Source organism: Nonomuraea endophytica, from assembly GCF_014203235.1.
Taxonomy (GTDB): domain Bacteria; phylum Actinomycetota; class Actinomycetes; order Streptosporangiales; family Streptosporangiaceae; genus Nonomuraea; species Nonomuraea endophytica.
Genome location: NZ_JACHIN010000003.1, coordinates 323314 through 348866, shown reverse-complemented (window position 1 = coordinate 348866; position 25553 = coordinate 323314). Strand labels below are relative to the sequence as shown.

The 25553-nt window shown below is 70.8% G+C and carries 24 protein-coding genes; 12 read left to right on the top strand and 12 right to left on the bottom strand.

Annotated features, from left to right (window positions below):
* Positions 1–29: 29 nt before the first annotated feature.
* The 3 genes from HNR40_RS13500 to HNR40_RS13490 are packed head-to-tail and all read right to left on the bottom strand — an operon-like array spanning position 30 to position 2034.
* Entirely contained in the window at positions 30–263 is a 234-nt protein-coding gene (locus HNR40_RS13500; RefSeq protein ID WP_184960935.1) for a helix-turn-helix transcriptional regulator, read from the bottom strand.
* A gap of 14 nt (positions 264–277) precedes the next feature.
* Positions 278–1132, bottom strand: a complete 855-nt coding sequence (locus tag HNR40_RS13495) for an ABC transporter permease (protein WP_184960933.1) — start codon at positions 1130–1132, stop codon at positions 278–280.
* Positions 1129–2034: an ABC transporter ATP-binding protein gene (locus tag HNR40_RS13490; protein ID WP_376773469.1), complete on the bottom strand. Its 906-nt coding sequence runs from the start codon at positions 2032–2034 to the stop codon at positions 1129–1131. Before HNR40_RS13490 ends, HNR40_RS13495 begins: the two co-directional genes overlap by 4 nt.
* A 138-nt stretch (positions 2035–2172) precedes the next feature.
* On the opposite strand from HNR40_RS13490, the gene HNR40_RS13485 reads away from it, so the two are divergent.
* The 3 genes from HNR40_RS13485 to HNR40_RS13475 are packed head-to-tail and all read left to right on the top strand — an operon-like array spanning position 2173 to position 5795.
* Positions 2173–3786 (top strand): SPFH domain-containing protein, encoded by a 1614-nt coding sequence (locus HNR40_RS13485; RefSeq protein WP_184960931.1) that lies wholly within the window; start codon positions 2173–2175, stop codon positions 3784–3786.
* Entirely contained in the window at positions 3786–5012 is a 1227-nt protein-coding gene (locus HNR40_RS13480) for an SPFH domain-containing protein (protein WP_184960930.1), read from the top strand. The genes HNR40_RS13485 and HNR40_RS13480 overlap by 1 nt, the downstream gene beginning before the upstream one ends.
* Positions 5013–5021: 9 nt before the next feature.
* Positions 5022–5795: a sporulation protein gene (locus tag HNR40_RS13475; protein ID WP_184960928.1), complete on the top strand. Its 774-nt coding sequence runs from the start codon at positions 5022–5024 to the stop codon at positions 5793–5795.
* 20 nt (positions 5796–5815) lie between these two features.
* Here the strand turns inward: HNR40_RS13475 and HNR40_RS13470 are convergent, their stop codons facing one another.
* Positions 5816–6709: a PIG-L family deacetylase gene (locus tag HNR40_RS13470; RefSeq protein ID WP_184960926.1), complete on the bottom strand. Its 894-nt coding sequence runs from the start codon at positions 6707–6709 to the stop codon at positions 5816–5818.
* A 171-nt stretch (positions 6710–6880) separates the two neighbouring features.
* Here HNR40_RS13470 and HNR40_RS13465 point away from each other — a divergent pair, with 171 nt between their 5' ends.
* The 3 genes from HNR40_RS13465 to HNR40_RS13455 are packed head-to-tail and all read left to right on the top strand — an operon-like array spanning position 6881 to position 9433.
* Positions 6881–7933, top strand: coding sequence for a hypothetical protein (locus tag HNR40_RS13465; protein WP_246509031.1), 1053 nt, complete (start codon positions 6881–6883; stop codon positions 7931–7933).
* A complete protein-coding gene (locus HNR40_RS13460; RefSeq protein ID WP_184960924.1) occupies positions 7911–8534 on the top strand; it encodes a hypothetical protein in 624 nt (207 codons plus the stop codon). The genes HNR40_RS13465 and HNR40_RS13460 overlap by 23 nt, the downstream gene beginning before the upstream one ends.
* Positions 8534–9433 carry an inositol monophosphatase family protein gene (locus HNR40_RS13455; RefSeq protein WP_184960922.1) on the top strand — a complete coding sequence of 300 codons (900 nt, stop codon included), beginning with the start codon at positions 8534–8536 and terminating at the stop codon, positions 9431–9433. The genes HNR40_RS13460 and HNR40_RS13455 overlap by 1 nt, the downstream gene beginning before the upstream one ends.
* 6 nt (positions 9434–9439) lie before the next feature.
* Here HNR40_RS13455 and HNR40_RS13450 read toward each other — a convergent pair whose 3' ends face one another.
* The gene (locus tag HNR40_RS13450) at positions 9440–11503 is read right to left on the bottom strand and encodes a phosphocholine-specific phospholipase C (RefSeq protein ID WP_184960920.1); all 2064 of its coding nucleotides are present in this window, start codon (positions 11501–11503) and stop codon (positions 9440–9442) included.
* A 65-nt stretch (positions 11504–11568) separates the two neighbouring features.
* Positions 11569–12729 carry an ArsB/NhaD family transporter gene (locus HNR40_RS13445; protein WP_184960918.1) on the bottom strand — a complete coding sequence of 387 codons (1161 nt, stop codon included), beginning with the start codon at positions 12727–12729 and terminating at the stop codon, positions 11569–11571.
* Between the two features lie 57 nt (positions 12730–12786).
* Between HNR40_RS13445 and HNR40_RS13440 the strand changes: the two genes are divergently transcribed.
* From HNR40_RS13440 to HNR40_RS13430, 3 genes are all read left to right on the top strand, one after another.
* Positions 12787–18345: a WD40 domain-containing protein gene (locus HNR40_RS13440; protein WP_184960916.1), complete on the top strand. Its 5559-nt coding sequence runs from the start codon at positions 12787–12789 to the stop codon at positions 18343–18345.
* A gap of 74 nt (positions 18346–18419) precedes the next feature.
* Positions 18420–19388 carry an alpha/beta hydrolase gene (locus HNR40_RS13435; protein WP_184960914.1) on the top strand — a complete coding sequence of 323 codons (969 nt, stop codon included), beginning with the start codon at positions 18420–18422 and terminating at the stop codon, positions 19386–19388.
* 14 nt (positions 19389–19402) lie between these two features.
* On the top strand, positions 19403–20410 hold the full coding sequence (locus HNR40_RS13430) for a helix-turn-helix domain-containing protein (RefSeq protein WP_184960912.1): 1008 nt from the start codon (positions 19403–19405) through the stop codon (positions 20408–20410).
* On the opposite strand, the gene HNR40_RS13425 is transcribed toward HNR40_RS13430, so the two are convergent.
* Positions 20379–20900: a DUF6292 family protein gene (locus HNR40_RS13425; protein ID WP_184960911.1), complete on the bottom strand. Its 522-nt coding sequence runs from the start codon at positions 20898–20900 to the stop codon at positions 20379–20381. The genes HNR40_RS13430 and HNR40_RS13425 overlap by 32 nt on opposite strands.
* A 302-nt stretch (positions 20901–21202) precedes the next feature.
* Here HNR40_RS13425 and HNR40_RS13420 point away from each other — a divergent pair, with 302 nt between their 5' ends.
* Entirely contained in the window at positions 21203–22072 is an 870-nt protein-coding gene (locus tag HNR40_RS13420) for a helix-turn-helix domain-containing protein (RefSeq protein ID WP_312896327.1), read from the top strand.
* A 25-nt stretch (positions 22073–22097) separates the two neighbouring features.
* Positions 22098–22301 (top strand): DUF397 domain-containing protein, encoded by a 204-nt coding sequence (locus HNR40_RS57835; RefSeq protein WP_184960908.1) that lies wholly within the window; start codon positions 22098–22100, stop codon positions 22299–22301.
* Here HNR40_RS57835 and coaE read toward each other — a convergent pair whose 3' ends face one another.
* Genes coaE through HNR40_RS13395 form a run of 4 tightly spaced genes read right to left on the bottom strand, consistent with a single transcriptional unit; the run spans position 22302 to position 24509 of the window.
* On the bottom strand, positions 22302–22904 hold the full coding sequence (coaE, locus tag HNR40_RS13410) for a dephospho-CoA kinase (protein ID WP_184960906.1): 603 nt from the start codon (positions 22902–22904) through the stop codon (positions 22302–22304).
* A gap of 4 nt (positions 22905–22908) precedes the next feature.
* Positions 22909–23364: a GNAT family N-acetyltransferase gene (locus tag HNR40_RS13405; protein ID WP_184961666.1), complete on the bottom strand. Its 456-nt coding sequence runs from the start codon at positions 23362–23364 to the stop codon at positions 22909–22911.
* A 12-nt stretch (positions 23365–23376) separates the two neighbouring features.
* The gene (locus HNR40_RS13400) at positions 23377–23895 is read right to left on the bottom strand and encodes a DoxX family protein (protein ID WP_184960904.1); all 519 of its coding nucleotides are present in this window, start codon (positions 23893–23895) and stop codon (positions 23377–23379) included.
* 50 nt (positions 23896–23945) lie between these two features.
* A complete protein-coding gene (locus tag HNR40_RS13395; protein WP_184960902.1) occupies positions 23946–24509 on the bottom strand; it encodes a PadR family transcriptional regulator in 564 nt (187 codons plus the stop codon).
* 128 nt (positions 24510–24637) lie between these two features.
* Between HNR40_RS13395 and HNR40_RS13390 the strand changes: the two genes are divergently transcribed.
* The gene (locus HNR40_RS13390) at positions 24638–25096 is read left to right on the top strand and encodes an SRPBCC domain-containing protein (protein ID WP_184960901.1); all 459 of its coding nucleotides are present in this window, start codon (positions 24638–24640) and stop codon (positions 25094–25096) included.
* 88 nt (positions 25097–25184) lie between these two features.
* On the opposite strand, the gene HNR40_RS13385 is transcribed toward HNR40_RS13390, so the two are convergent.
* A complete protein-coding gene (locus tag HNR40_RS13385; RefSeq protein WP_184960900.1) occupies positions 25185–25505 on the bottom strand; it encodes a plasmid stabilization protein in 321 nt (106 codons plus the stop codon).
* Between the last annotated feature and the right edge of the window lie 48 nt (positions 25506–25553).

The window sequence follows — 25553 nt, the reverse complement described above, 5'->3', positions numbered from 1 at the left end:
CTGCCACTGTAAGCAACCCCACTGACAATTCACGCCGTGCGCTCGCCGATGCGCGGGAACGGCGTGGTGGAGAAGACGACCTCGACCGGCACCTCGAAGTGGGCGGCGATGCGCAGCGCCAGGTACAGGCTGGGGCTGTACTCCCCCCTCTCCAGGTAGCCGACCGTCTGGTAGTGGACGCCGAGCGCGTCGGCCAGCTGCCTGCGGGTGACGCCGCGCTCGGCCCGCAGCAGGGCGATGCGGTTGTAGACGATCTCGCTCATCGCCGCCTATCTTCTCAGCTCACCCGCTGCATCGCCCGCTCGCGGCGCTCCTGCACCAGCGAGCCGGACTCGCGCTTGGCCATTCTGCGCAGGATGGGCGGCGCGAGCAGCAGCCCGGCCACCGCCCACAGGGCCAGTACGCCCGTGGTCTCGAAGAACCGCCACGACTGGCCGATCTCCGCGGCGACCGCCGAGTCGGGCAGGAAGGCCGAGCGCATGCCGAGGCCGAGCCAGTAGAGCGGGAAGATCTGGCTGACGACCTGGAGCCACTCGGGCATGGAGGTGATGGGGTAGAAGATGCCGGAGGTCGAGGTCAGGGCGCCGATGGTCAGCATGGAGAAGCCGGCTGCGGCCTGCGGGTTGCTGGTCAGCGAGCCGACGATGGCGCCCAGCGGGAGCGTGGCCAGCAGCCCGAGCACGATCACCCAGGCGAACATGAGCCAGCCGCCCAGCCCCGTGCCGAGCATCGAGGGCACCAGGATCAGCCCCGCCACCAGCACGATCACCAGGGTGACCAGCCCGGCCGTGGAGGTGCTGACGATCCTGCCGATGAGGTAGCCGGTCATGCCGTGCGGCATCGCCTTGGCCCGCAGCAGCGTGCCGTCCTCCCGCTCGACCGCCAGCGTGCCGACGGTGCCGACCAGGCCGCCCACGGCGACGAGCAGGGCGAGCATGCTGGGCAGCGTGGCCGCCGCCAGCGACACGTCCGTGCCGGGCAGCTTCACTTCGCGCTGGAAGTAGAGCACGACGACGAACGCCACCGCGACGAAGGCGTTGAAGTACATGTCGGTGGAGCTGGTCAGGCTGTGCCGGAACTCGATCCAGCCCCTGGCCAGGCCGAGCTTCACCGCGTGAGTGGTGGCGTTCACCGCTCCTCCTTCCGCACGATGGCCATATAGGTGTCCTCCAGAGTGGCCCGCCGTACCTCCAGGTCCTCGATCGCGTCGCCGTACTGCGCGAAAAGGCCCTGCACGAAGCGGGTGGCGTCCTCGGTGGCGTGCACGAACAGCTCGCCGTCGCGGCTCCAGCGGACCTGGGCGTCGCGCGAGACGCCGCGGGCGAGCTGGTCGGGACTGCCGTCGGCGACGATGCGGCCGCCCGACAGGATGAGGATGCGGGCGGCGAGCTTCTCGGCCTCGTCGAGGTCGTGGGTGGTCAGCAGGATGGTGGTGGAGTCCAGGTCGGACAGTCGGTGCACCAGGTCGTGGAAGTCGCGCCTGGCCTGCGGGTCGAAGCCGGCGGTCGGCTCGTCGAGGAAGAGCAGTTCCGGCCGGCCCACGATGCCGATCGCGACGTCGAGCCTGCGCCGCTGCCCGCCCGACAGCCGGTTGACGCGCTTGCCCGCGTGCTCGGTGAGCCCGACCGCCTCGATGAGCTCGTCCGTGGGGTACGGCGCGCGGTAAGGCTCGTAGTAGCGCCCGAGGTGCCGCAGCAGTTCCCTGACCCGCCACCGCCCATGGTCGCGCCACGACTGCAACACGACGCCGATCCTGGCCCGCCACGCCTCCCCGCCCTGGGCCGGGTCCTGGCCGAGCACGCGCACCTGCCCGGCGGAGCGCCCGCGAAAGCCTTCGAGGATCTCGATCGTGGTCGTCTTCCCCGCCCCGTTGGGCCCCAGCAGGGCGATCACCTCCCCGGCCCCCACGCTGAAGCCGACACCGTTCAGCACCTCGCGCGGACCGTAGTTCATCCGCAGGCCGCTGACCTCGATGACGGCGTCGTCGCGGGCGGGTTCCGCGTTGAGCGGGAGCTCGCTCAGAGCTTCCATCATCCCTCCCGATAGTAGGACTACTACATTGATAGCATACCTACTATCTGCCGCAATACATCTGTGACAACGCATTGCAAGCGAACAGTAAGTCGCACCCGATACGGTCAAGAGCGGCCTGAACAGGAAAAGAGAGGTGCGATGTCACGACCCAGAGAGGCCCTGATCCAGGCAGGCCAGGGGATAGCCCAGGCGGTGGTTCAAGGCGGCGACCTGCGGCAGGCGGTCGGCCAGGCGGTGGACCAAGCCGGGCAGCAACTCGCCGCCCAAGCTCCTGGATTCGCCCTCAACCCGCACGACTTCGCGGCCGCCCGGGACGGCGGCGTGTCGACGGGCACGGTCATCGAGGCCAGAAGCGCCTCGCTCAACGAAGCCGGCGAGATCGTCAACCGCAGCTTCAGCGAGAACGGCATGCACGTCATCTCCCCCGTCGTGATCCCCAAGGGCACGACGGCCAAGGTGGTGGTGCCGCTCGGCATCCTCGTGGTGCTCGGCCTCATCGGCGCGCTCGGCGGCGTCATCCCGAACACCGAGCTGTTCTTCGGCCCCCACTACTGGCTCGTGCTGGTGCTGGCCGCGGTGTTCCTGTGGTGGCGGCGCAGCGTCGTCATGGTGCCCGAGGGCTGCAAGGCGCTCATCACCAAGTTCGGCAAGCTGGTGCAGATCGCCGACCCCGGCCGGGTGACGCTGATCAACCCGTGGAAGCGGGTCAGCTACATCGTCAACACCACCCGCGAGTACCCGTTCAACGCCCCGATCAGCGAGGCGCCGACGCAGCAGGGCGTCAAGGCGAGCGTCGACCTGTTCCTGCAGTTCAGGATCGAGAACCCGGCGGAGTTCATCTTCGTGCTCGGCTCGGTCAGCGGCTTCCAGTCCAAGCTGCAGAACTCCGTCAGCGAGGTCACCCGCTCCCTCATCTACGCCCAGCGCGCCGAGGACATCTACGACCTGGTGGGCGAGAGCACCCAGGGCATCCTGGAGAGCCTCAACCAGCAGTTCCTGCCCGCGGTACGGCTGACCGACGTGAACATCACCCACGCCGAGCCCTCCAGCCAGGAATACCGCATGGACCTCGCGGCCCCCGAGATGGTACGGGTGGCCAAGGAGGCCTACACCTACGAGTACGAGCTCCAGCTGCGCAAGGAGCAGAACGAGGGCGACCTGATCAAGGAGCTGGCCGGGCTGCAGGAGACGCTCAGCGCCATCCAGGCCGAGATCGCCGGCTACCAGGCCAGGATGGACACCGCCCTTGAGCGGGCCAGCCACCAGGCCAAGGCGCAGGCCGGGCAGCGCCTGGTCGAGGCGGAGTCCTCCGCCAACGCCAACGCCGCGCTCCTGGAGGCGCAGGCGCTGGACATCAGGGCGCTGAGCGCCGCCGAGGCGCCGGAGATCCTCGACTACCGCTTCCAGCAGGACCTGCTGACCAAGCTGGAGTCCGTGGCATCGAAGCTGCCCCAGGTGGTGCAGGTGGGCGAGGAGACCGACATCGACTTCCTCGCGCTGGCCCAGCAGCTGATCGGCGGCAAGGGGGCCGCGCTGTTCTCGCCCGAGGACATGGCCGCCATCAGGAGCAGGCTCTCCGAGATCGGGCAGCGGGTGGCCGACCGCGAGATCGAGATCGCCGCCCTGCTGAAGAAGGTCGCCCAGCCGGCCGACGCCACCGAGCTGCCGGAGATCGCCCCCGAACCACCCGTCGACGCGGACAAGACCCTGGAGCGTCCGCTGCCTGCCGTACAGAAGGAGGGTGAGCTCTGATGGCGCGTGAGTTCTCGAAGATCAAGGAGTCTCTGGCCTCCTGGTCGGACATCAGGCAGCTGCTGCGCGGCGGCGAGCAGGGCCAGCTCGTGCCGGTCGTGATCCCCAAGGACCGGCGCGGCTTCGCGTGGATGGCCCTGATCTTCCTGGCCCTGTACTTCGCCGGGCTGGCGATCTTCTCCGGCTGGCTCTGGGCGGCTCTGACGGCCGCCGCGCTGGTGGTGATCGCGGCCGTGTGGATGTGGCGCAAGGCCATCATCGAGATCGAGGAGGGCACCACCGGGGTCCGCAGCAGGTGGGGCGCGATCACCGGAACGCTCCCGCCCGGCCGCCACTACCTCTGGCTGCCGTGGGACCGGGTCGACGCCGTCGTCGACACCTCCACCGAGATCCCCTACTCGGCGCCGATCGTGGCCTGCCCGACGGCCGAGAACGTGCCGCTGAAGTCGATCGAGTTCTTCCTGAAGTTCCGCATCGTCGACCCGGTCGCCTTCGTGCGCACCATCGGCGCCGGCAACTTCGACCTCGTGCTGTCCAGCGCCGTCCAGGACGCCATCCGCCAGCGCAGCCGCCGCGTCAACACCGAGCGCGCCTACGACCTGCGCGGCTCCGACGTGGGCGACATGCAGGACGCGCTCAGCCGCCAGCTCGACCGCTACGGCGTGCGCATCATCGGCGCCAACATCCCCGACGTGCAGTTGCCCGACCAGTACCAGCAGCACCTGGCCACCCGCGAGAAGGTCGCCAAGGAGCTGTCCGCCTACGAGCGCGAGTGGGAGCTGACGCGCAAGCGCCGTATCGACACGCTGCTCATGGAGATCGAGCGCTCCAAGAAGACCCGCGACGCCCGCGTCGTCGAGGTCAAGGCCGCGCACAACACGGCCCGCAAGGACGTGGCCCGCATGCTGGAGGAGCAGGAGACCGAGGCGCAGCGCGTGCGCTGGGAGATCGAGGCGCGCGGCCGCGCCGACCTCACCGCCGCCGAGAACGAGGCCAAGGCGCTGCGCAGGCTGGCGGAGTCCTACCGCGACAACCGCGCCGTCCTGCAGTATGAGCTGGCTCGCCGTCGCCTCGACGTCGGTGCCAAACTGGCCGAGAGCGCACCCCAGCCCCTCGTGGTTCGTACGGCCGGCGGCCAGTCCGACCCGATGTCCACCCTGCTGCTCGCACAGCTCCTCCCCCGGCTCTCCGGCTCCCACGGAAACGGGTCAGGCACTACCTCTTAGGAGAACCCCATGGTGTTCCGCAAGTTGAAGGCCGCGTTCGGCGCCGGCGTCGAGGTCGACACCGTTCTGAGCAACGCCACCGTCCGCCCGGGCGAGATGCTCCGCGGTGACGTGCACTTCAAGAGCAGCGGCTCCGACTACAAGGTCGAGGGCATCCACATCGAGTTCACCGCCGTGGTCGAGATCGAGAGCGGCGACAGCGAGTACCGCTCGACCTACAGCTTCCTGCGCCAGCAGGTGTCGGGGCCGTTCCACCTGGCGGCGGGGACCTCGCACAGCCACCCGTTCGAGATCCCGGTGCCGTGGGAGACGCCGATCAGCGCGATCGGCGGCCACGCGCTGCCGGGCATGCGGCTGGGCGTCCAGACCGAGCTGGCGCTGGCCGGCGCGCTGGACAAGGGCGACCTCGACCCGCTGTTCGTCAGCCCGCTGGCGGCTCAGGAGCACATCATCACGGCCCTGGACCGGCTGGGCTTCGGCTTCAAGAAGGCCGACCTGGAACGCGGCACCCTGTACGGCTCGACGATGCCGTTCTTCCAGGAGATCGAGTACTACGCCGGCGGCCAGTGGCGACGCCACTTCAACGAGCTGGAGCTGACGTTCATCGCGGGCCCGTCCCAGATGGACGTCATCCTGGAGGCCGACAACCGGGGCGGTTTCCTCAGCTCGGGCGGCGACTCCTACAACCGCTTCACCGTCCGCTACGGCGACCACCCCGGCGCCGCCGAGCAGGCGCTGCAGCAGGGCCTCGAGGCGATGGCCCGTCGGCGGGGCTGGTTCTAGAACGCTTCTGCCGTCCTGGCTCACGGCCCGAACACCCCGGGCCGGACGAGGTACATCCTCTTGAGCCAGGCGGCGTAGCGCGGTCCCGACTCGGCGCGGTAGTCGTGGCGCCGGTAGACCTGGAACGCGGCCTCCTTCAGCCGCCTGGCCCGCCAGTCGAGGTTGGACGGCCAGCCGGTCATCGTGTAGCCGCGGTAGGCCAGCAGCTTCAGCTTCATCCCCCGCGCGGCCTCGGCGGCGAACTTGGCCGAGGTCGTGTGGTCGGTGTGGTCGCCGTGCCAGTCGGGCGGGTTGGGGTCGAGAGTGCGCAGCACGGTCGGCCGGTAGCGCTGGTAGAGCGCGCGCAGCGTGTCGAGCACGTCCTGCCTGCGTACGCACGGGTGCGGGCACGGCCCGGTGAACCTGCGCACACAGGCGTCCCTGGCCCACATCCTGGCCAGCGCGTCGTGCCCGCCGTCGGCCCGGGGGTCGCCGCCGTCGGGCAGCCCGGCGAAGACGAGCCTGATCCTGGGGCTGGCGGCGAGCGTGTCGACGCGGACCGGCAGCCTGCCGAGGCTCAGGACGCGGGAGCGCCAGACGTTCGGCACCCCGGCGAGGTAGGCGTAGGCGGCCTTGATGCCTTCCTGCCGGTCGCGGACGTAGGCGCGCGGGTCGCGGTCGTCCTCCACCCCGGTCGGCCCTTCGCCTGCGGTGAGGTAGATCGTCGTGGTGACCCGGCCGCCGGCCACCGCGCCGAACAGGTCGGGGCTCATGAAGAGCAGGTCGTCGTCGGCGTGCGCGACGACCTGGACGAAGCGGTCGGCCCGCTCGGCGGCGACCACCTGTCCCATCGTCCACGGCAGCACCGGGCAGACCGTGAACACGACCAGCACCAGAGCGCACACGACGGCCCCCGCCGCCTTGACCCACTTCATCCCCGTTTACAACCCCCACACCTAGCGTAAGGGCAGGTCAGCGGCGTACCTCATCAAAGGGGTGGATTCTCCCCTCCTCCCCAGGTACGGGATCATGCTCTGGTGGTCGCATGACCCGCTCGTTACCATGACGTGGGGGAACTTACTGATCGTTGCGGATGGGGCGAGACGATGGGGCGGGTCGGCGCGGCGCTGAGGCGGATCGCTCCATGGGCGGCGCAGAACGCCGACGGCGCGATCGCGCTCGGCTTGGCGATCACCGTGGGCATCCTGGGGATCATGCCGGACGAGATCTTCGGCAAGGACGGCCAGGAGATCCAGAACCAGCTCGTCAGCGCCGCGACGCTGGTCATCCTCGCGCTGGTCGCCACCGCCCTGCTGCGCGACCGGCTGCGCCAGGCACCCGTCGAGGCGACCATCACCTCCGGCGCGCTGTCCGAGCTGCCGGTACGCCTGGCCCGGCTGGAGCAGATCGAGACCCTGGTCACCGGCACCCGCCGCGCCCTCGACGAACTCCAGCTGGTCAGGGTCCTGGCCAGCCCGCTGGAGATCGCCCAGGCGCACAGCGACGCCCGCGCCGGCACCACCCGGTGGAGCTTCAAGGGCGGCACCGGAACGTTCCTGCGCGCCGTCACGCTGCCCGAGTGCGTGGCCGCGGCCCGCAAGGACAAGCGCCACCTGACCGTCCGCATCGAGATCATCGACCCGACCAACAACGAGGTCTGCGAGGCGTACGCCCACTACCGCCGCTCGCTGGCCGACGCCCCGGACGTCACCGGCGAGACGTGGACCCCCGACCGGGTTCGCAAGGAGTCCTACGCGACGATCCTGGCCGCGTTCTGGCACCGCCAGCGCTACGGCCTGCTCGACATCGGCGTGGGCCTGTCCTCCACGATGACCACCTTCCGCTGGGATTTGTCCGCCGCCAGGGTGATCATGACGATCGAGGATCCGAACCGGGCTATGACCGCGCTGGCCGGTACCTTCTACTACGAGAGCTGCGACACCGAGCTCCGGCTCAGCCTGGAGCAGGCGCGCCGGGTGCCGCTGGAGTCCTACAAGCTCGTGCCGCTGAGCGACGAGCCCACGGTCGAGGAGGTCCAGGAACTCTTCCGCGGGGTCGAGCTGCCGCTGCCCAGGACGTACAACGATCGCGACATCGTCGACATCACCCGCAAGGCTTTGCGGGCCAAGGATCCGTATGAGCTACCGCAGCGCACATGAGGAACTCACCGCGGCGCGCGCCCGCGCATGGGTGAGCACCGCCCTCCGGGGGGACTTCCACGGTGTGCACCATCCGCTGGGATTCGTCTGCCTGCCGCTCGAACGCACCGGCGGCGACGGCGTCTGCCTGCACCTGTGGTCGCGCCGCCTGCCCGGCGCTGGCAGCACCACCTCACAGATCCACTGCCACAGCTGGGACCTGGTCAGCCACGTCCTGTACGGCCAGGTGCGCAACGTCCACGCCGTCGTCACCGACACGCCCGCCGCCGAGGCCACCCACCAGGTGTTCGAGGTGGTCAGCGGCGACGACGGCGACCGCATCTCGCCCACGCCGCGCACCGTGCGCCACTCGACCGGGCTGGTCGAGGTGTTCGGCGCCGGTGACACCTACACGCTGCCCGCCGACAGCTTCCACTCCAGCGTCGTGCCCGAGGGCGGCGAGGCCGCCACGATCGCGCTGGGCTCCGGGCGCACCGGCAGCCGCGACCTGTCGCTGGGCCCGCTCGGCGCGCCCGGCCACCACGTCGCCCGCCGCCCGCTCGACGACGGGGAGCGGGCGCTGGCCGTCCAGCTGGTCCTGACTCACCTTGGGGGTCCGTGATGGATCTGGAGCGTGCGCGCGACCTGGCCGTGGAGGCGGCGCGGGCGGCCGGGCGGCTGCTGTCGGCCGGCACGGCTGACGCGTTCGGCGTGCACGCCAAGGGCGCCGCCGGCGACGTCGTCACCGACCTCGACCTGGCCTCGGAGAAGGTCCTCGTCGAACGCATCCTGACCGCCTACCCCTCCCACGCGGTGATCGCCGAGGAGTCCGGCCTGCTGGGCGCCGCCGGGGCGGAGTGGACTTGGCTGGTCGACCCGCTCGACGGCACCAACAACGTCGCCATCGGCCTGCCCGCCTACGTGGTGGGGCTGGCGTTGTGCCACGCCGGCCGTCCCGTGCTCGGGGTCGTGCACGACCCCGTCACCCGCCAGACGTGGTCGGCGATCCGAGGTCACGGGGCACTGTCCCCTTCAGGTGTACGGCTGGCGCCCCCCTCCCGCCCCCTCCCCCACGGTCCTTTGCTGGCCTGGACCCAGGGCTATACGGTCACCCGCGACGACGCGACCGTCCTCGGCCTGAAGGCGGCCCTGGAACTGCACGCGCGGCGCGTCCTCCAGTTGTGGGCCCCGTTGCTCTCCTGGGTCATGCTGGCCAGGGGCGACATCGACGGCATGGTCGGCTACCGCCCCGAAGCCGTGGACCTGCCCGCGGGGGCGCTGATCGCGCAGGAGGCGGGGATGGAGATCCGGGCATTGGACGGCTCGCCGTTCGACGAGAACGTCAACGCGACCGCGGCGGACCGCAGCTTCGTCGCCGCCCACCCCGACACCCTCCCCACCCTCCTCCCCCTCCTCACCCCGGCAACCCCCGAACCCGACCCAGATCACCCCCACCCGGGGAAACCCCCCACGGGAAACCCACACGAGGAAACCCCCACGCGGGGAAACCCGGGGAGTTGAGGCGGGTCAGCCGGTGACGCTGGGGCGGCCGTTCTCGACGTGGCCCATCAGGCGGCGCCGGTAGGACGGGTCCTCCTCACAGGTGATCTCCAGGTCGTACCAGCCGTGCGAGCCCTCCAGCGGCCACACCACCTGCCGGTACTGCCCGGCCCGCAGCGGCACCGCCTGCTCCTTCCCGCCGTAGGCCAGCGCCCGGACCCGCAGCTTCACCCGGGAGTCGCCCAGGTTGGTGATCTCGACGCGCAGCCGCCGGGGGTCGATGTCGATCACCGCCCGCGCCTCCACCCGGCCCGCCGCCCCCGACAGCGTGCCGGCGAACTCGCGCCGGAACCCGTTCGGCCCGGTCACCGCCAGGTGGTAGGCATCGCCCACCGCCACCCGCCGCGTGCTCACGCCCAGCACGTCGAAGTGCTGCGGCAGGTCGAACTCCCCTTTGTAGGGATAAAGCGTCATGTGCATGCTCGCCGCGCCGGTGTTGGCGAGCGTCACCTCCAGCTCCTTCCCGAGCGCCCGCGCCCAGGCGTTCGGCTGGTACGGCAGCGCCCGCGCCGGCTTGGTCCCCGGCTCCTGCTCCGGCATCGACTGGCTGGCCGGCGGCGCCGGCCTCCACCGGCCGCTGAAGGCCGGGACCGGCGCCGGGGTGGCGGGGGCTGGCGGCTGGGCCGTACCGGAGAAGTCGAAGGCGGAGGTGAGGTCGCCGGCGACCGTGCGGCGCCAGGGCGTGATGTCGGGGAAGCGCACGCCCAGCCAGGTCTCCAGGAAGCGGCAGGTCGAGCTGTGGTCGAAGATCTGCGAGGCCACGTGGCCGCCGGCGGTCCAGGGCGAGACGACCGTCATCGGGACGCGGATGCCGAGGCCGATGGGCTTGCCGTCGTACCAGTCGGAGGTCTGCTCGACGGGCGGGAGCGGCGGCGGGACGTGGTCGAAGAAGCCGTCGTTCTCGTCGTAGGTGATGAACAGCGCGGTCGACTGCCAGGTCTCGGGGTGGGAGGCGATGGCGTCGAGGATGTCGTAGGTGATGCGGGCGCTCTGCAGGGGCGAGGAGGCGCTCGGGTGCTCGGAGTCGGCGGCCGACGGCACGATGTAGCTGACCTCGGGCAGGGTTCCGGCCTCGACGTCGGCGCGGAAGGAGGCGGCCAGCTGCTTGGCCGGCACGCGGCGCAGGCCGCGCTCGAACAATTCGCGCTCCTGCGGGTCGAGCTTGGCCACGCCTTCGTCCAGGCGGGCCAGGAGCTGCCGGCGCCTGGGCTCGGCGGCGCCGCTCACCTGGCCGTAGAAGGCGTCCATGCTCTTGAAGTCGCCCTGCAGCGCCTTGCGGGCGACCTGGCGGAAGCGGGCGAAGAACTCGAGGTTGTTGTCCTGGTAGTTGTCCCACTCGTGGTAGACCTTCCAGCTGCGGCCCGCCGCCTGGAGGATCTCGCCCGCGTTGGCCCAGTCGTAGCCCTGGTGGGTGTCCTCGCTGTAGGCGGCGTTGTCGATGGCCCGCCTGGTGGTGCCGGGCTCGTAGCCGGTGTGGCCCGAGACGTGGTAGTTGCGGTTCGGGCTGGTCGAGGAGAGCACCGAGCAGTGGTAGTTGTCGCAGATGGTGAAGGTGTCGGCCAGCTCGTACTGCAGGGGGATGTCCGCGCGGCGGTAGAACGTCATCGTGGCCGGGCTCTTGGCCGGGATCCAGCCGTCGTGCCAGCCCTTGGCCGCGGCACGCTGGCCGTCGTTCCAGCCGTGGGCCAGGGCGCTGATCCACTGCAGGTCCTTGCCGACCAGGTCGGCCGCCTCGCGTACCGGGAAGGGCAGCACGCTTCCCGTCCCGTTCGGCTGCTCGTAGACGGGCTTGCCGTTCTTGAGCGTGACCGCGTTGCGGTCGGCGAAGCCGCGCACCCCGCGCATGCTGCCGAAGTAGTGGTCGAACGAGCGGTTCTCCTGCATGAGGAAGACCACGTGCTTGATGGCCGACAGGCCGCCCTGCGGGACGGGCATGGCCAGGGCCCGGTGCACGGAGGGGGGCAGCAGCGAGCCGGCCGCGATGCCGGCGCCGAGGGCGAGGAAGCCGCGGCGAGAGGGTGCGTGAGACATGGCGGAGAGCGTGTCAAAGGTAGGAAACTATCCCATTACGGGCAGGTGGCGATCATGCGAACAGCTCATACCGCGCCCAGCGCCCAGACCGCGGCGACGAGGGCGGTGACGGCCAGGACCGCGCCGGTGAGCAGGAAGCGGCGCATCGGCACCTTCACGCCGTGGCGGCGGCACGACTCGAACCACAGCAGGGTCGCCAGCGACGCCCACGGCGTGATGACCGGGCCGACGTTGGTGCCGATCAGCACGGCCAGCAGCTGGTCGCGGCCGGCGACCTCCTCCAGCGCCTGGTAGGCGGGCAGGTTGTTGATGGCGTTGGACAGTCCGGCGCCCACGGCCGCGGTGCGGTAGGGGTTGTCGCCGCCGCCGATCATCCAGCTCATGACGTCGGCCAGGCCGTGCAGGCTGAGCGCCGGGACGACCAGGAACAGGCCGGTGACGAAGATGAGCAGCTGCCAGGGGATCAGGCTCCAGGTCAGCCGCTTGCGGTCGCGCACGAAGAAGGCGACCACGACGATCAGCGCGGCCACCGTCGCGGCCACGTGGACCGGCTGGTCGAGCAGGAGCGCGCCAATGAACAGCACACAGGCCGCCGAAGCCGCCCAGAACAGGACGGTGTCGGCGATCGGCTCCAGGCTGGGCGGGGTGTAGCGGACCTCGCCGCGGCGGCCTCTGCGCCAGAAGAACAGCCACAAAAACACCATCGTCACCGCGATCGCGGCGACCTGCGGCGCCCACATGCGGGTGGCGAACTCCCGGTTGGACATCTGCAGGGCGTTCATGCCCAGCAGGTTCGTCAGGTTGGAGACCGGCAGCAGGAGGCTCGCGGTGTTGGCCAGCCAGATCGTGGTCATGGCCAGGGGCAGCGCGGCGATCCCCGCGCGGGCGGCCAGGGCGAGCATGACCGGGGTGAGAAGGACCGCCGTGGTGTCCAGGTTCAGAAATATCGTGACGAAGGAGGCGAAAGCCGTACACAAGAAGAAAAGTGCGAGATAGCTGCCGCGGCCGAGCACCGCCATCCTCGCCGCGATCGCGTCGAAGACCTGAGCCTCCTTCGTCAGCTCGGCCAGGACGATCACGCCGACGAGAAACAGCAGCAGAGGCGCGATCTCGTCGAACTTCTCGACCGCGACGGTCAGCGGCAGCCAGCCCGTGGCCACGAAGGCCAGTCCCAGCGCGAGCAGCCCGATCCTGACCCAGTCGAGCACGGACAGTCGCCTCCACACCCGACGATGATCGCACACCACCTCCAAAACACCGATCCCACGCGGGATACTGGCCAGATGGCGCGTGACGGAAGGCCCACGGACATCTTCGTCAGCTACTCCCCCGCCGACACGGCGTGGGCCACATGGATCGCCTGGCAACTGGAGGCGGCCGGATACCGGACGATGATCCAGGACTGGGACTTCGTGCCGGGCACGAACTTCATCGACTTCATGGACCGCGGCGTCAGCGAGGCGCAGCTGGTCGTGGCGGTGCTCTCGCGCAACTACCTCACCTCGCGCTACGGCCGCCTGGAGTGGCAGGCCGCGCTGCGGGCCGACCCGGACAACCCGTCCAACAAGCTCGTCACCATCCGGCTGGAGGACGTCCAGCTCGAAGGGCTGCTGTCCACGATCACGTGGGTGGACCTGCTGGGCGTCACCGATCCCGGCCTGGCCAGGGCCCTGTTGCTCGGCCGGGTACGCGAGTCGCTGGCCGGCCGCGCCAAGCCGGAGCTGGCCCCCGCCTTCCCCGACGGCACCGGCGAGCCCGCCCCGGCGCCCACGCTGCCGGAACCCGGCGAGCGCTCACGCGCCAGGCGCACGCCGGTGACGGCGCCCGGCTTCCCGCCCCAGGCGGAGTCGGCCCGCTCGCGCGAGTCGGTGGGCGTGCTGCACGTCGGCGGGCCGCGCTTCGGCCGGGCGCTGCCCGACCCGGGCGAGCCGTTCACGCCCGAGGACATGCAGGCGAGGATCTGGGCCGACCTGACCGGCATGTACGACAGGGGCATGCCGCGTCCCGACCTGATGGTGGTCAGCGGCAACCTCACCGAGTCCGGCAGCCTCGGCCAGTTCGGCCAGGCCACCCGCTTCCTCACCGACCTGCGCCACCTCATCGGGCTCGAACCGCACCGGCTGGCCATCGTGCCGGGGCCGCGCGATGTCACCAAGGCCGCCGCGAGCGCGTACTTCCTGACCTGCGAGGCCGACGACGTCAGCCCGCAGCCGCCGTACTGGCCGAAGTGGCGGCACTTCGCGGGGCTGTTCGCCGAGGTCTTCCAGGGGCTGGACGACCGGGTCTTCGACGGCGGGCAGCCGTGGTCGATGTTCGAGATCCCCGATCTCAAGGTCGTCATCGCCGGGTTCAACTCCACGATGGCGATGAGCCACCTGGAGCGCGACGCGTACGCGCTGCTCGGCGAGGGCCAGGCGGCCTGGTTCGCCGAACGGCTGCGCCCCTACGAGGAGCGCGGCTGGCTGCGGCTCGGCGCGATCGGCCATCCGGCGCGGGACCTCAGCGACGCCGTCACCTACGAGCGCCTGCTCGCCCACCGGATCAACCTCCTGCTGGACGGCCCCGAGCTGCGGCCTGGCCGCCACCGCGTGCTGGAGCTCACCCGCGAGGGCCTGCGCGTCTGGGCGCCAGACGGCCCCGACCAGCCCGAACGCGAAAAGCGCGCCTGGCGCTCGGCCCAGGAGACCTTCCGCGCCGACCAGAACGCCCCCTCCGTGCCGGGGCCGGTCCCCGACTCCGAGCCGGAGCCCGCTCCGCCCGCGCCGCGGCCGGTCGACCTGCTGCTCGACCGGCTCACCGAGGTCTGCGAGGCCAGGCACGAGCGGGCCAGGATCCGCCGCTTCCCCGACCATCTGGTGGTCACCTACCCCGAGGACGGGTTCGTGCGGCTGTCCATGGTCGGCGCGCACGTCGGCACGCCGGCCACCGAGGACGCCGAGCGCTTCGTCCGCCAGGCGCACGCCACCGGCCTGCAGGGCGAGCTCGTCTACCAGGGCGCGCCGCCGGAACGTTCCCTGCGTGAAGACCTCATGCGCCGGGGTGTACGCCTGCGCAGCTTCACCGAGTTCCAGGGTCTGCTCGACCTGTCCGGCTACGTCGCCGAGCAGACCGCCAGGCTCGTCGGCGACCGCCGCTACCCGCCCGACCTGTACGTCCCGCAGCGCTACCGGGCGCTCGACCGCCCCGGCAAGGTCGAGCAGGGGCTGACCGACGAGATGATGCGCCAGCTCTCCGCCGACCACGGCCGTTTCCTGCTGCTGCTCGGCGAGTTCGGGCACGGCAAGACGTTCGCCCTGCGCGAGCTGGCCCGGCGCATCCCGGCCGAGCTGCCCCACCTGACGCCGATCTTCATCGAGCTGCGGGCCCTGGACAAGGCGCACTCGGTCGACGCGCTCGTCGCCGCGCACCTGGCCAACCACCGCGAGGAGGTCATCGACCTCAAGGCGTTCCGCTACCTCCTCGCGCAGGGGCGCATCGTGCTGCTGTTCGACGGGTTCGACGAGCTGGTGACCCGGCTGACCTACGACCGGGCGGCCGACCACCTGTCCACGTTGCTGGCCGCGGCCGTGGACAAGGCGAAGATCGTGGTGGCCAGCCGTACACAACACTTCAAGTCGCAGAGCCAGGTGCTGACCACGCTCGGCGAGCGCGTCGGGGTGCTGCCGCAGCGGCGGGTCTTCGCCGTGGAGGACTTCACGCACGCCCAGATCCGCACGTACCTGGAGAACCGGTTCACCGACGGCGACGAGGCCGTGGCCCGCATGTCGCTCATGGAGGGCATCAAGGACCTGCTGGACCTCGCGCAGAACCCGCGCATGCTCAGCTTCATCGCCGATCTGGACGCCGACCGGCTGCGTACCGTGGCCACGACCCGCCACACGATCAGCCCGGCGCTGCTGTACGAGGAGATCCTCAGCTCGTGGCTGCGCTTCGAGGAGCAGCGCACCAGCATCCCCGGCTCGGCCGGGACGCTCAGCGTGGACGAGCTGTGGCGGGCCGTCACCGCGCTGGCGTTGCGGCTGTGGGACACCGGCGAGGCCTTCCTGGGCCTGGCCGAGCTGACCGAGCTCGCCGAGACGCTCACCGACCTGGCCGACGGGCAGCTCACCGGCCCGCAGACCGCGCACGCCGTGGGCACCGGCAGCCTGATGGTACGCACCGACGAGGGCATGTTCGGCTTCATCCACGCCTCGGTCATGGAGTGGCTGATCGCCCGGCACATCGCCGCCGGGCGCTGGGAGGCGCTGTCGCGGCGCCCGCTGTCGGCGCTGACCGTGGAGTTCCTGTGCGACCTGGCCGACTCCCAGGCGCTGCGGGCCTGGCTGGCCGACCCGCCGGCCGACGACGTGGCCACCGCCAACGCCATCAAGATCAGCACGCGGCTGCGCACACCCGCCCAGGCCGACCTGCGCGGCGCGGACCTGCGCGGCGAGGACCTGTCCGGCCGTGACCTGACCGGAGTCGACCTCACCGGCGCCGACCTGACCGGCGCCACCCTCGCCGGCACGAACCTGTCGCGGGCCAGGCTCAACTCGGCCAAGCTGGCCGGGGCCAAGCTCGACGGCGCCCGGCTCACCGGGGCCGACCTGTCCGGCGCCGACCTGTCCGGGGCCCGCCTGGCCAAGACCGACCTCAGCGACGTGGCCGCCGAGGGCACCCGCTGGCACCGCGCCTCGCTGATCAACGTGACCGGCACCCTGCCGCCGATGTCCGAGCTGCACGGCGCCGCCGTCGTGCCGGGGCATCCGGTCGAGGTGCATCTCGCGCCTGCGGGGATCGGCGTGCCGTACGGCTTCCACTTCCAGACCACGCGCCTTCCGGAACCCGTCGCCTACAGCCCCGACGGCTCCACGCTGGCGATCGGCAACCAGGACGGCGGCGTGCTGCTGTGCGTGGACGGCCAGCCCGTACGCACGCTGCAGGAGCACACCGGCCGCGTCTACGCCGTCACCTTCGCCGGGGACGTCCTGGCCACCGGGGCCAGCGACGGGCAGGTGCTGCTGTGGGACGCGCTCACCGGCGAGCTGCGCCACCGCCGCGTCGGCCACCCCGACGGAGTCTGGCCACTACGGCTCAGCCCCGACGGCGCGCTGGTCGCCGCGGGCGACGCGGACGGCGTCATCCACCTGTGGGACACCACCAGCGGCGACCTCGTCCACGACCTGACCGGCCACCAGGCGCCCGTGTTCACCGCCGCGTTCGTCGGCGGCGCGCTGGTGACCGGCGACGCCGCGGGCGTGGTGCGGGTGTGGGACGTGGCCACCGGCCACCTGACCGGCTCGCTCGACGGGCACCGCGGCGCCGTCTACCGGGTCGTGGCCGGCGGCCGGTGGCTGGCCAGCGGCGACGAGGCCGGCACCGTCCGCGTCTGGAACGCCACCACCTGGGCCCTGGAGCACACCCTGACCGGGCACGCCAGAAGCGTCTACTGCGTGGCCTTCTCCCCCGGCGGCAACCTGCTGGCCAGCGGCGACACCGCGGGCGTCGTACGGCTGTGGGACCCGGCCAGCGGCGCCGCGCACGGCGTCCACACCAGCCACGCGGCCGCCGTCTACCAGGTGGCCTTCTCCCCCGACGGGCACACCGTGGCCACCGGCGACGCCAACGGTGCCGTGCGGCTGCAGGACGTCGGGGGCGGCCGCCGTACCGAACTGAGCGGCCACCGCAGCTCGGTGTGGCCCTTCGCCTTCCGCCCCGACGGCGAGCAACTGGCCACCAGCAGCAACGACGGCACCGTCCGGCTGTGGGAGCCGGCGACCGGCCGCTGCCAGCAGGTGCTGCGCGGCCACGGCAGGCGCATCTCCTCCGCCCGGTTCAGCGCCGACGGCTCCATGCTCGCCACCAGCGGCAACGACGGCATCGTCCGCATCTGGGAGCCGCGCACCGGGCGACGGCTGCGCGAGCTCAGCGGCAGCGCCGACCGGCTCATCTCCGCCACGTTCGCCCCGTCCGGCCCGCTCCTGGCCACCTCCAGCAACGACGGCGGCGTCCACTTCTGGAACGGCGCCACCGGCGACTACGAGCGCGAGCTCAACGCCGAGACCGACCACGTGTGGGCCGAGGCGTTCAGCCCCGACGGCTCGCTGCTGGCCACCGCCAACGACGACGACAGCGTGCGCGTCTGGTACCGGCCCACCGCGCGCCTGCTCAGCAACCTCGCCGACCATCGCGGCCGGGTCCGCTCGATCGCCTTCAGCCCCGACGGCCGCTTCGTCGCCACCGGCTGCGACGACCGGCTGGTGCGCATCTGGCACGTCGAGTCCGGCGGGCGCGTGGCCACCCTCGAAGGCCACGCCGACCGCGTCTACTCCGTCGTCTTCTCCCCCAACGGCAGGCAACTGGCCAGCGCCAGCAACGACGGCAAGACCATGGTCTGGGAGCTGCGCCCCGGCCAGCCGTGGCAGCCCCGCCTGCTCCACACGCTCACCAAGAACGTCGGGCGGCTGTGGAGCGTCACCTTCTCCCGCGACGGCTCCCAGCTGGCCACCGGCGGCGACGATCCCGCCGTCCGAGTCTGGGACACGGCCTCCGGCCGTCTCCTCCACACGTTGTACGGCCACGCCCGCCGCGTCTGGTCGGTGGCCTTCAGCCCCGCCGAAGACCTGCTGGCCAGCGCCGGCGACGACGGCGTGGTGATCCTCTGGGAAGGGGCCGAACGCAAGGCGACGCTGCTCGGCCTGCCGGAAGGCTGGGCGGCACTGGCCCCCGACGGCAGGTACAAGCTGGAGGGGCAGGTCGGCGGCCAGTTCTGGCACGTGGTGGGGATGTCGAGGTTCGAGCTCGGAGAGCTGGACGTGTATCTGCCGGGAGTACGGCAGATCCCACTGGAGGCCGACATCTGAACCCGCCAGATGGCGGGTTGTCTCCTCCACGTGGCGCTCGCAGGCGGGCTGAGCCGTAACGCACCATGAACACCATGAGCACACCACCTCCGTTCGACCCGGAACTCACCGCGGCTCTCGACATGTTCGGCGCCGCCATTCCCTCCTCGATCAGCGCGGACATGATCCAGGGCATGCGCGAGGCGCGCGCGAGCATGCCGCAGCCCTCCGACGAGGAGCTCGCGCGGGACGGCGCGCTCGTCATCGCCGACCACACCGCGCCGGGTCCGGAGGGGGCTCCGGACATCACGCTGCTCGTGGCCCGCCCCGCCGCCGCCGCCGGCGCGATCCCCGCCATCTACTTCATCCACGGCGGCGGCATGATGTTCGGCGACCGCCGCCTGGGCATGCCCGACCTGGGCGACCTCGCGCTGGAGCTCGGGGTGGCGATCGTCTCGGTCGAGTACCGCCTGGCCCCCGAGCACCCGCATCCGGCGCCGGTCGAGGACTGCTACGCCGGCCTCGAATGGACCGCCAAGAACGCCGCCGAGCTGGGCATCGACCCCGCCCGCGTCATCGTGGGCGGCGCGAGCGCGGGTGGCGGGCTGGCCGCCGCCGTCGTGCTGCTCGCCCGCGACCGCGGCGGGCCGGCGATCCTGGGCCAGCTGCTCGTCTGCCCCATGCTCGACGACCGCAACGACAGCCCGTCCTCCCACCAGATGGCCGGGCTGGGCATCTGGGACCGCACCGCGAACGAGACCGGCTGGACCGCCCTCCTCGGCCCCGCCCGGGGCACCGCCGACGTGTCCCCCTACGCCGCGCCCGCCCGCGCCACCGACCTGTCCGGCCTGCCGCCCACGTTCATCGACGTCGGCTCGGCCGAGACCTTCCGCGACGAGGACGTCGACTACGCCGTGCGCGTCTGGCGCGACGGCGGCCGGGCCGAACTGCACGTGTGGCCGGGCGGCTTCCACGGCTTCGACGGCCTCGCCCCGCAGGCCGCGCTCTCGCAGGACGCCAAGGAGGCGCGGCTGCGCTGGCTGCGGCGCCTGCTCGGCGGCTGAGACATGATGGCTGTGTGAAGGAGCTCGCGGGCAGGCTGTCCGCCCTCGACCCCGACGCGGGGGCGGCGCTTCAGGTGATCGCGTACTTCGACCGGCTGGTGGAGGCGCGGGCCGGGCTGGAGGCGATCGTCCGGGGCGCGGCCGTACTGGCCGGGTGCCCGGCCCGCCTGGTCGACGAGGAACGCCACGTCCGGGTCCGGGTGCTGGCCGACGGCAGCCGCGGCGGCACCGCCACGGACCGCTGGCAGGAGGTGGATCCAGGCTGGCCGGTCGGGGCCGCGCCCGGCGGCGCCGCCCGGTTGTGGCTGGAGATGCCGGGACCGGCCGGGCCCGTGCACGCGGTCGTGCTCGAACGCGCCGCCGTGGCCGCCAGGGACGTCCTCGACCGGACCCGCGGGCGGGCGCCGTCGCGCGACGACCCGGCGCTCGTGGAACTGGTCCTGGACGGCACCGCCCCGGAGCAGGCCCGGCTGCGCGCCGCCCGCTCCCTCGGCATGGAGGTGACCGGCCAGGCCAGGGCGGTGGCCTTCGCGGGCGGCGACGCCAGGATCGTGCCCGCCGACACCGATCCGGGCGCTGCGCTTCCCGGCCGCAGGACCGGCGTCGGCCCCGCCGTACCCGTGCGCGATCTGCCCGCCTCCTGGCCGCTGGCCCTGCTGGCGCTGCGCCTGGCCGCCGACGGCACCGACCAGGATCCCGGCCCGCGCGTCGTCGTCTACGACAGCCTGGGCGGACTGGCCGCACTGGCGGCGGCGGTCCCGGCGGGGGCCGATCCCGTCCCGGACGTCCACGCGCTGGAGCACGCCGCCTCCGCCGCTCCCTGGATGCTCGCCACGCTGCACGCGATCGCGTACGCCATCAGTCTGCGAGCCGCGGCGGCCCAGCTCCCCGTCCACCACTCCACCCTCCAGGACCGCCTGGCCCACGCCGAACACCTCCTCGGCTGGACCGTCCGCGATCCGGAGGGCCGGCTACGCCTGCAACTGGCCCTCACCCTGCGCAGGCTCCACCGTCATCCATGACCGAGGGATCGTCCGGTGGCAGGTGCGAGCGCAAGCGCTCGTCGAACCCGTCCCCCACGTCCCTATAGGACCGGTACTCCGGCGGATACGGCCACCCCCACCCCGGCCGCGCCTTCCTGCGCCACCACCACTGCGGCTGGAGCAGCCCGCCGATCAGCGCCACCGCGGTATCTCCCACCTCGGCCGGATCCGGCAGCACGTCGCCCCCGATGTAGCGCTGCGCCCGCAGGAGCGTGGGGCAGCGCGCGTCCCCCTGCACGAAGCGCCCGAACCGCCAGCCGCTCTCCTCGTCCCACGCCAGCGCCAGCGAGACGTCCCCGGCCAGGCACGGCTCCTCCAGCTCGATCGTGGCCGAGCGCGGCAGGTACTCGCCGATCCAGTGCGCCCTCGGCCGGATCTCCCGCCGGATCAGCGCGAGGTAGACGTCGTGGAGGTAGCCGCGGTGAAGCTCACGCCAGGCCAGCCGCCAGGTGCCGTCCGGGGTCACCACATCCGCGCCCGTCGCGCGTGGTCTCGGTAGCGCATGCGCCGCTCCCTGGTCGTCCCGTGAAGGTTGACCCCTCGTGGGGGAACCGCCGAGAGCCCGGCGCACGGCGACGCTGGCTGCAGCCGGGGTGGGAGTTGCTTGCGCGGTCGCGCTGTGTGGCATATTCCGATTCATGCCGCCTCCCTGACTCTAGGATGAGAGCGGCTAAAGCTGCATGCAAGCTTGCATGCAGCTTTATTTCTATGGCTCAATGCAGGGAGTGATCACGGCGGAATCCGGGAAAAGTTCAACCTTGAGGAGAACGCGTGAATCGGACATCCGTCCCAACCGTACAGCGACGCCTCCTGGCTTTCGAGTTGAAGCGCCTGCGCGAACGATCGGGGATGACCGGCGACGACCTCGCCCGGCAACTCGGCTGGTCCCCATCCAAGGTCAGCAGGGTAGAAAACGCCCGGATCAGCATTTCCCAGGATGATACCGACAAGTTTCTCGACTTGTTCGAAGTGACAGAGAGCCGCAGAACCCGCCTGATCAAGCTCGCGGCCAGTTCGCCAACCCCACCTTCCTGGCGTCATCGAGAGCCGATGAGTCAGAGCCTTCTCGCGTTTCTCGAAATCGAGACGCTCTCAACCTCGACCCGGCAGTGGTGTACCAGTTTCGTGCCGGGGATCCTGCAGACCGAGGAGTATGCGAAAACCCTCATAGAGAACTGGCGACTGGTTGACGTGGGACTGACCGCCAGCCAGGTCGAGGAGCGAGTAGCACTTCGACTGAGCCGGCAGTCCATCCTCAGTCCACCCGTTTCCGCAACCTATTACATCATCCTTGATGAGTCCGTTCTTATCCGGAGATTTGGCAGCAAGCGGATAATGCATCAACAATTGGCGAAGCTATTGGATATATCCCTGCAGAGTCACGTCGAGCTCTTCGTTCTTCCCCTGGGAGGCGCTCACGGAATACTGGACGAGTCGTTCACACTGTTCAATCTCGGTGACGACGAGACGCCCGGCAGTTCTCTGCCCTATATCGGCAGCAACACCTCCGAGCAGTTCGTCTTCGACGAGCTGCGTGCCGCTACGCTGGAGAGAGAGTTCGCCATACTACGCAACTCTGCACTTTCCGGCAAAGAAGCACACAAAATTATCAGATACCATCAGCGCGCCTTTGACTTCTAACTCTGCAACAAGTACGGTGCCCGTCATGTCTCAGGATTCTTTCGCCTCGGGAGTCGCGTGGAAACGAGCGACTTCGTGCAGCGCCGACGGCAATTGTGTAGAAGTGGCGCAGCACGCCCCAGGTCAGATCGCGATCCGGGACAGCAAAGACCTGAGCCAATCCCCTTTGGTCCTCACCGCTTCCTCCTACGCCGACCTCATCCGGCGCATCAAGCAGTCCGGCCTCTGACTACCCACGGCCCGCACGTCGTCGCAGTTCCTCCCACGCCTCCTCCACCCGCCCGGCCAGGTCATCCAGCGAACCCTCGTTGGGCACGACCAGGTCGGCGATGGCCAGGCGAGCCTCTCGGGAAGCCTGGGCGGCGATGCGGGCCTTCGCGTCGGCCTCCGGCATGTCTCGGTGGTCGGCCAGGCGGCGGATGCGCGTGTCGTCGGCCGCGTCCACGACGATGACCACGTCGTACATGGGAGCGAGTTTGTTCTCGGCCAGCAACGGCACGTCGTAGACGACGATGGCGTCGGCGGCGGCCTGGTTCTGGAGGGTGGCCACGCGCTCGCCCACCAGCGGGTGGACGATGGCGTTGAGGGTGGCGAGCTGGTCGGCGTCGGAGAAGACGATGGCGCCGAGCTTCTCGCGGTCCAGGGTGCCGTCCGGGCGGAGGATCTCCCGGCCGAAGGCGGCGACGACGCGGGCCAGGCCGACGGTGCCGGGTTCGACCACCTCGCGGGCGATCTTGTCGGCGTCGATCACCACGGCGCCCTTGGCGGCCAGCCGCTTGGACACTTCGCTTTTACCGGAGCCGATCCCGCCGGTCAGTCCCACCTTCAGCACGTGATCAGGGTACCGAGACCGGGCGGCGCAGATGCACCAGCGTCAGGTGGTCGTCCATCCGCTCGCGGTGCGTCTCGCGGTAGCCGAGCTTGTGATATAGCCGCAGGCTCATGGACAGGTGCCCGGTGAACAGGTCGAAAGCCGTCGCCTGCGGCACCTGCTCGTGCAGGGCGGCCAGCAGGGCGGTGCCGAGGCCCTCGCCCTGGCGGTCGGGCGCGATGACGAGCCGGCCGACCAGGCACGTGGTGCCGGACAACTGGCCGCGAACGGCGCCGACGATCCGGCCGCCGTCGACCGCCTTGAGGACCGTCGCACTCTCGACGGCCTTGCGCACCTGCTCGGCGGACTCCACGAGCGGGGCGATGAACGGGTCACCGTAGAGCTGGGCCTCGGTCACGTAGGCCGCACGCTGCAGCGTGAGGATCTCCCCGGCGTCGGCCACGACTGCCCGCTCTATCAGCACCCGCCCACTTTACTCATCCTCGCCGGGCGTGTCCCTGCCACGAGTCGACAGTACGGCCGCCGCAGCCCCGACCCCCAGCGCGAGGGCGGCCAGCCCCCACCCGATCCCCCTGCGATGAAGCCCGAGCAGCGCGTCCACGGAGAATTTCCCCGGCCCGTGCACGGCCAGCGCCGCAGCCCCGATGCCCAGCACCATCGGGTACTCGAAGCCTCCGTTCTGCGCCCACAACCCCTTGGGCAGGTGCACGGAGACGATGGCGTTCGTCATCACGGAGATGAGCCCGGCGGAGGCCAGCGGAGTGCCGGCGCCGAGCGCGATCCCGGCACCCGACCCGAACTCCCCCAGCCCGGCCGCCAGCGCCATCAGTTTGCCATGGGGGTACCCGAGCGCCGTCATCATCTCGCCGGTCTCATCAGGCCCGCCACCACCGAACCAGCCGAAGAGCTTCTGCGCCCCGTGCCCCATGAGCAGCAACCCCACGGGCACCCGCAAAAGCGCAACCCCGACATCCTCCGCATCATCCTTCATGCAGCGATACATACCCACTTAGCGCTATAAATCCTGATTGTCCGAAGCGGTCAGACGTCGTCGGCCATCCTGTACGCCCCGTTGCGCAGCCGTTCGATCAGACCCAGCGTCCACTGGGCGCCGCTGTCGGCCGTGTGCACCCACATCCCGAGCACCTCGCCCACGGCCCCCCACACCTCCGGATCCGCCCCCGGCGTCCACTCCTTGGTGACGACGGCCCGCCAATCCTCCAGCCCCTGCACCCTCCGCAGCAGCAACTCGACCGCCTCAGCCCTGGACAGATCCTCGATCAGACCGACCCCAGCGGTGATGACATCCAGCCGCTGATCGTGGCGGGTCAGCGCATCACGCAGCAACGCGAAGTACGCCTGCTCGCCCTCCGCCGTGATCTCATACTCGGTACGCGGCGGCCCCCCAGCGGTGCTGGGCGCGACATCATGGGCCACCATCAACCCCTGAGCCGCCATCTGCTTGAGCCCGTGGTAGATCGACCCCGGTTTCATCCCGGCCCACTCATGGGCGCCCCACGACTCCAGATCACAACGCACCTGGTAGCCGTGGGCCCGGCCCCGCCGGCGTACCGCACCCAGGATCAGCAGGCGTGTCGCAGACATCCTCCACCCTTCGTAGCCCTCACCCGAGCCTATGCGCGACAACCCCGCAAGAAGGGCCCACCACCGACCATCCACTCGCCGTGAGGACACGATCTCCTGACCGGTACGGCGGGCCGTAGGGTGGGCGTATGCCTACGACCCAGGTCTCCCGGCTGGTACGAGCCCCGCGATCGGCCGTCTACCAGGCCTTTCTTGACCCGAGTGCGATCGCGGCGTGGCGGGTGCCCGAGGGGATGAGCAGTCAGGTGCACACGTTCGAGGGGTGGGAGGGCGGATATTTCCGGATCTCGCTGACCTACCACTCACCGGACGAGGCGGGGAAGTCCGGCGGGCACACCGATACCTACCACGGGCGGTTCGTGCGGTTGGTGCCGGATGAGCAGGTGGTGGAGGTCGTCGAGTTCGAGAGCGCGGATCCGGCGCTGGGCGGCGAGATGACCATGACGACGACGCTGACCGACGCGGACGGCGGCACCGAGGTCGTCATCCTGCACGAAGGGCTCCCGGAGTCCGTCTCGGCCGCCGACAACGAGACCGGCACCCGCATGGCCCTGGACAACCTGGCCAAACTTCTCGAATCTCGCTGACGGGCGCCCTGTGTGCTGAGGGCCGCCGACCGGTGGGGTCGGCGGCCCGGGAGGGGGTTCACGAACGGGGCGTCGCGACGACTGCGGGTCAGCCGACGGCCTTCAGCAGCTGCGCCTTCGTCATCTTCGAGCGGCCCTTGATGTCACGCCGCTTGGCCTCGGCGTAGAGCTGGTCGCGCGTGCGGCCGCCGGCGCCGGAGTGCGAGCGCAGCCCGCCGCGCCGGCCGGAGGAAATGTCCTGGGTGGAGGTACGGCTGGCCGTCTTCGACTCCCCCGCCCGCGCCCGCTCCTTGTTGACCGTGCGGGCCGCGATCTCCTTGGCACGCTTCTCGCTCGTGCCGCGCTTCTTGGCGCTGTCCTTGATGTGCTCGTACTGGCGTTCCCGTTTCGGGCTTGATCCCCGAGGCATGGCTCTTGTCCTTTCGCAAGGGCCGGAATGCGTGGCCCTGCTCATAGA

What these genes read in the sequence shown, in the direction of transcription:
- HNR40_RS13440 (WP_184960916.1), top strand. Translation starts at nt 12,787, where the DNA reads ATGGCGCGTGACGGAAGGCCCACGGACATCTTCGTCAGCTACTCCCCC.
- HNR40_RS13450 (WP_184960920.1), bottom strand. Translation starts at nt 11,503, where the DNA reads ATGTCTCACGCACCCTCTCGCCGCGGCTTCCTCGCCCTCGGCGCCGGC.
- HNR40_RS13475 (WP_184960928.1), top strand. Translation starts at nt 5,022, where the DNA reads ATGGTGTTCCGCAAGTTGAAGGCCGCGTTCGGCGCCGGCGTCGAGGTC.
- HNR40_RS13385 (WP_184960900.1), bottom strand. Translation starts at nt 25,505, where the DNA reads ATGCCTCGGGGATCAAGCCCGAAACGGGAACGCCAGTACGAGCACATC.
- HNR40_RS13485 (WP_184960931.1), top strand. Translation starts at nt 2,173, where the DNA reads ATGTCACGACCCAGAGAGGCCCTGATCCAGGCAGGCCAGGGGATAGCC.
- HNR40_RS13500 (WP_184960935.1), bottom strand. Translation starts at nt 263, where the DNA reads ATGAGCGAGATCGTCTACAACCGCATCGCCCTGCTGCGGGCCGAGCGC.
- HNR40_RS13390 (WP_184960901.1), top strand. Translation starts at nt 24,638, where the DNA reads ATGCCTACGACCCAGGTCTCCCGGCTGGTACGAGCCCCGCGATCGGCC.
- HNR40_RS13465 (WP_246509031.1), top strand. Translation starts at nt 6,881, where the DNA reads ATGGGGCGGGTCGGCGCGGCGCTGAGGCGGATCGCTCCATGGGCGGCG.
- HNR40_RS13480 (WP_184960930.1), top strand. Translation starts at nt 3,786, where the DNA reads ATGGCGCGTGAGTTCTCGAAGATCAAGGAGTCTCTGGCCTCCTGGTCG.
- HNR40_RS13460 (WP_184960924.1), top strand. Translation starts at nt 7,911, where the DNA reads ATGAGCTACCGCAGCGCACATGAGGAACTCACCGCGGCGCGCGCCCGC.
- HNR40_RS13400 (WP_184960904.1), bottom strand. Translation starts at nt 23,895, where the DNA reads ATGAAGGATGATGCGGAGGATGTCGGGGTTGCGCTTTTGCGGGTGCCC.
- HNR40_RS13435 (WP_184960914.1), top strand. Translation starts at nt 18,420, where the DNA reads ATGAGCACACCACCTCCGTTCGACCCGGAACTCACCGCGGCTCTCGAC.
- HNR40_RS13455 (WP_184960922.1), top strand. Translation starts at nt 8,534, where the DNA reads ATGGATCTGGAGCGTGCGCGCGACCTGGCCGTGGAGGCGGCGCGGGCG.
- HNR40_RS13395 (WP_184960902.1), bottom strand. Translation starts at nt 24,509, where the DNA reads ATGTCTGCGACACGCCTGCTGATCCTGGGTGCGGTACGCCGGCGGGGC.
- HNR40_RS57835 (WP_184960908.1), top strand. Translation starts at nt 22,098, where the DNA reads ATGTCTCAGGATTCTTTCGCCTCGGGAGTCGCGTGGAAACGAGCGACT.
- HNR40_RS13490 (WP_376773469.1), bottom strand. Translation starts at nt 2,034, where the DNA reads ATGATGGAAGCTCTGAGCGAGCTCCCGCTCAACGCGGAACCCGCCCGC.
- HNR40_RS13470 (WP_184960926.1), bottom strand. Translation starts at nt 6,709, where the DNA reads ATGAAGTGGGTCAAGGCGGCGGGGGCCGTCGTGTGCGCTCTGGTGCTG.